Origin of the sequence: Solemya elarraichensis gill symbiont (genome assembly GCF_002021095.1) — a bacterium.
Taxonomy (GTDB): domain Bacteria; phylum Pseudomonadota; class Gammaproteobacteria; order Chromatiales; family Chromatiaceae.
The window spans coordinates 1-4672 of the sequence record NZ_MPRK01000144.1 but is presented as its reverse complement, the minus strand read 5'-3'; the positions used below and the strand labels follow the sequence as shown (position 1 = coordinate 4672).

At 49.8% G+C, this 4672-nt stretch carries 5 protein-coding genes; 1 reads left to right on the top strand and 4 read right to left on the bottom strand.

What is annotated here, in order from left to right:
* The 4 genes from BOW51_RS07730 to BOW51_RS07715 all read right to left on the bottom strand — a co-directional run.
* Positions 1-400: FAD-dependent oxidoreductase (locus tag BOW51_RS07730; RefSeq protein ID WP_135568138.1), on the bottom strand; the 400-nt coding region annotated here is incomplete at its 3' end.
* 80 nt (positions 401-480) lie between these two features.
* Positions 481-1350 (bottom strand): ABC transporter ATP-binding protein, encoded by an 870-nt coding sequence (locus BOW51_RS07725; RefSeq protein WP_078477177.1) that lies wholly within the window; start codon positions 1348-1350, stop codon positions 481-483.
* A gap of 12 nt (positions 1351-1362) precedes the next feature.
* Positions 1363-2367 (bottom strand): ABC transporter permease, encoded by a 1005-nt coding sequence (locus BOW51_RS07720; RefSeq protein WP_078477179.1) that lies wholly within the window; start codon positions 2365-2367, stop codon positions 1363-1365.
* Between the two features lie 72 nt (positions 2368-2439).
* Entirely contained in the window at positions 2440-3846 is a 1407-nt protein-coding gene (locus BOW51_RS07715) for a CmpA/NrtA family ABC transporter substrate-binding protein (protein WP_078477176.1), read from the bottom strand.
* 223 nt (positions 3847-4069) lie between these two features.
* Between BOW51_RS07715 and BOW51_RS07710 the strand changes: the two genes are divergently transcribed.
* On the top strand, positions 4070-4537 hold the full coding sequence (locus BOW51_RS07710; protein ID WP_245828614.1) for a hypothetical protein: 468 nt from the start codon (positions 4070-4072) through the stop codon (positions 4535-4537).
* The last annotated feature ends 135 nt before the right edge of the window (positions 4538-4672 follow it).

The window sequence follows — 4672 nt, the reverse complement described above, 5'->3', positions numbered from 1 at the left end:
CATCGTTAATGTCGCGGAAACCAATAACGCCCCCCTTATCCGCACCTGGCAATGGCAGCATAAATGGCACTGAACCGGTGGCAATGATCAGGCGATCGTAAGGAACTTCAGTCCCGTCATCGGCTATGACATGTCGCTTGACGCGGTCTATGGTGACAACTTTCTTTCCTGAAAGGAGTGCAATACCATTGTCCTTGTACCATGCGAGATCATTCAGCATGATGTCATCAATGGTCTTTTCATTGGCAAGCACAGGCGACAGCATAATACGGTTGTAGTTACCATATGGCTCTTCACCAAAGACTGTAATGTTGTATTTTTCCGGCGCGAGCTTAAGTAACTCTTCGAGGGTGCGCACACCCGCCATGCCATTACCAATTAATACGAGATTCTCTTTCATTTCATTTTCTCCGTGACCGTGAAGCGAGTGCTTCACTCACGTTTAGATTCAACTGTTTCTATTTTCTTTACTTAAATGTGTCAGGCAGCGTCTTCCTTGCCAATCAACTCCAGTTCCGGGCCACCTTTGGACTCATCTTCAACCACTTCCGCTTCAACATCCGCAGGATTACGCTGACGCTCATAAAGGAATTTCAATACTTCATGCCGGTAATGGTTGTACTCTTCTGACTCTGACATGGAGACACGCTCACGCGGTCTATCCAGTTCGATATTCAGTACATCACCAATGGTTGCTGCCGGTCCGTTTGTCATCATGACAATTCGATCTGAAAGCAGCACTGCCTCATCAACATCATGTGTAATCATGATGACCGTGTTGCCAAGATCGGCATGGATCTCCATCAATGAGTCCTGCAGATGCGCGCGGGTGAGTGCATCAAGTGCACCGAAAGGCTCATCCATTAATAGAACCTTTGGCTCCATCGCCAATGCACGTGCAATTCCGACACGCTGCTTCATGCCGCCGGATATTTCGTCCGGGCGCTTATCCATCGCATGCTCCATGTGAACAAGTTGCAAGTTATGTTCAATCCACTCACGCATTTCCGATTTTGTTTTTCTTTTCTTGAAAACCTGCTTGACGGCAAGCTCGACGTTTTCATACGCACTCAACCATGGCAGTAGTGAATGGTTCTGAAAAACAACCGCACGTTCAGGTCCGGGCTGATCAACTTCCTTGCCGTCCAGTACAACACCGCCCTGGGTCGCCTGGTAAAGGCCGGCAACAATATTCAACACGGTAGATTTGCCGCAACCGGAATGACCGATCAGTGAAATGAACTCACCCTTGTCGACATTCAGGTTGACGTGATTAAGGGCACGAAAGGGACCGTTTGGAGTCGGAAAGTCGATGCATACATCGGTCAGTTCCAAGTGTGAGATAGTCATTATTATTTCCTGTTAGCGCAGTACTGCTGATTTGTCCCATGAGGCGCCTTTCTGAAGCGACAACATGAGGCGATCGAGAACGAAACCGATAAATCCAATCACCAGCACGGCGACCATGATGCGGCCAAGTGAATTTGAACTGCCGTTCTGGAACTCATCCCAGACGAATTTGCCAAGACCCGGGTTTTGAGCCAGCATTTCGGCAGCAATCAAAACCATCCAGGCAATACCAAGAGACAAGCGGAGGCCTGTGAACATCATTGGTATTGCTGATGGCAGAACGATTTTAAAAATGTGTGTCCACCAACCCAGACTCAGAACCTTACTGACGTTGAGCAGATCCTTGCTGATACCTGCAACCCCGACCGCTGTATTTATCATGGTCGGCCACAGGCAGCACAACAGCACTGTCAGCATTGATGTAATAAATGACTTTGAGAACATCGGATCACTGCTGACATAGACGGCACTGACGACCATGGTTACCAGCGGCAGCCACGCAAGCGGAGAGACAGGTTTGAACAACTGGATAAGCGGATTGATTGCACCATACAGTGTCGGACTCAAACCGATCAGGATGCCAACCGGAATTGCGATTGCCGAGGCAAGAAGAAAGCCGGTCATAACAGTGACAAGGCTCGTCACTATCTGGTCAAGAAATGTTGGCTTGCCCGTGTAGGACCGAATCTTGACTACTGCATCCGGATTCTTTGCGAGCTTCTTTTCATTACGTACACGCTGACGCTCATAGAATGCCTCAGCCTTTTCCCGTTCTTCGTTATGTTCTGTAACGAGATTAACGGATTGTTCCCAAACCTGCACCGGACCCGGGAAAGCACCCAGCGATGTAACGATACGTGGTGCTGTGCCCTGCCAGATCGCCAGAAACACTGCGATGCCCAGTAGCGGCACAATCAGACCGCGGCCAATAATCATCAGTTGCTGTTTCGGGCTCTCGCCCTTAATCAGCTTGATGAGAGGTTCCAGCCAGCCGGCTGTAATTTTCAGGAGTTTCATTGTAGCCCCGTTAATCTCTGTCAAACAGTTGAGTGATTGCTCCATCCATGGAGACTGAATTTCCGTTTACTTTTACTTGATAACTTCTTCGCCCTTCAGACCAATACTGAATTTCTCCAGGTATTCATTCGGCTTGGTTCCGTCGAATGTGACCTCATCGATAAACTCACTCTGTGGAGCACGAAAACCACTTTCAGTTGCAAAGTCAGGAAACTCATCTGCAGACAGGGTGCCTTCTTCGATAAGTGCTTCAGCCGCTTTCTGGTATATGTCCGGGCGGTAAACACTCTTTGCAGTGTCCATGTACCAGTCATCGCTCTTTGGCTCGGCGATCTGTCCCCAGCGACGCATCTGGCTGAGATACCAGACAGCATCTGAGTAGTAAGGATAAGTTGCGAAGTAACGGAAGAAGACGTTGAAGTCAGGTACTTCACGCTTGTCGCCCTTCTCATACTCGAACGTACCCGTCATTGAGTTCGCAATAACATCTGCATCCGCACCAACATATTGAGACTTGGAGAGAATCTTCACGGCCTCCATACGATTGGCGTTGTCGTTCTCATCAAGCCACTTGGCTGCACGCAGCATCGCTTTGACAACGCGGACAGTCGTATTCGGATAAGTCTCGGTAAACTCTTTTGTCATGCCGAAGACTTTCTCAGGATTGTCTTTCCAGATTTCGTAATCGGTGATGACAGGAACGCCAATACCCTTGAAAACAGCCTGCTGGTTCCAGGGCTCACCGACGCAGTATCCGTAGATAGTTCCAGCTTCAAGTGTTGCAGGCATCTGCGGAGGTGGTGTGACCGATAGCAATGCATCCGCATCGATCTGACCGGTGATATCGCCTTTTGCAGGTGCATAGTAACCGGGGTGAATACCACCGGCTGCCAGCCAGTAACGCAGTTCGTAATTATGCGTGGATACCGGAAAGACCATACCCATGTTGAATGGCTTGCCTTCCTTCTTGTATTCCTCGACAACAGGCTTTAGATAATCTGCCTTGATCGGGTGGACAGGCTTACCGTCCTCCCTCATCGGGACATGCGCCTTCATCTTCTCCCAGACCTCGTTTGAGACCGTGATGCCATTACCGTTCAGATCCATAGAAAATGGCGTAACGATATGCGCCTTGGTGCCAAAACCTATTGTTGCTGCAAGCGGTTGACCGGCAAGCATGTGTGCACCATCAAGCTGCCCGTCAATCACGCCGTCAAGCAGGACTTTCCAGTTAGCCTGCGCTTCCAGCGTGACATAGAGGCCCTCGTCTTCGAAATATCCTTTTTCATAGGCAATTGCCAGCGGCGCCATGTCCGTGAGCTTGATGAAACCGAATTTCAGCTCTTCTTTCTCCGGCTCTCCGATTTCTGCCATGACACTGGCGGGAAGCATGATCCCGCCAAGCAAGAGGGCTGAGCCCACTGCAAGTGCCGCCTTCTTGATAAAGTGCCTGCGGTTGGTTTTATAAAGTTTAACCATGTGACTCGTCTCCATATTTGCATTCAATAAACTCTGTTAGAGTTCTCTAATGCATGTAGCGTGCCAACATGGAGATTTACTGTGAAACAAGGTGTTCAGAGGGATCTGGTGAGCGCTTGATAATGATGCGCCGCACCAGCTTGAACACGGTGCATGCCTGGAGCGCACGTTTATTGTGCGCCCCACTGTTGATAAGAAGTGATCCGCCCCGGCTGTTCGATGAATGTCGCAATCCGGGCATATTTCTGCCGGCATCACGGCCGCACTGGTGTATATTCGGCTAATACTGCCAATACGTTTTTTTGGGGACCAACAGATGCGTTTCTTTTATAACACCCTCGCAACAGCGGGCATCCTGATCATGCTGATGACTGCAGCCATCATGGCCGGGGAAGCGGATGTCGTTGATGTAAAAGTCTACAAATCTACCAGTGGCTTATACACTTTTCATGTGAGCCTGTTGCATGGTGATACAGGATGGGATCATTACGCAAACAAGTGGGAGATCATCGATAGCGATGGCAATGTGCTAGGCACCAGGGTGCTGCATCACCCGCATGAGAACGAGCAGCCTTTTACCCGCAGCCTGACAGGAGTCGCCATTCCGGACGGCATCAGTTCCGTCACCATACGTGGCTATGATTCAGTTCACGCAGACGGCGGTGCAACGATCACAATCAAGTTGCCATAAATAGGTGAGCGCACACGGAAACAGCAACAATCAGTTGCCTGCAGCCTTCCTCTCCTTGAGGATACGCGACACCCGCAATTCAATCTCTTCGGCCGCTTTCTCCTTGCCCATATCGCGGTAGAGATCAGCCATCCC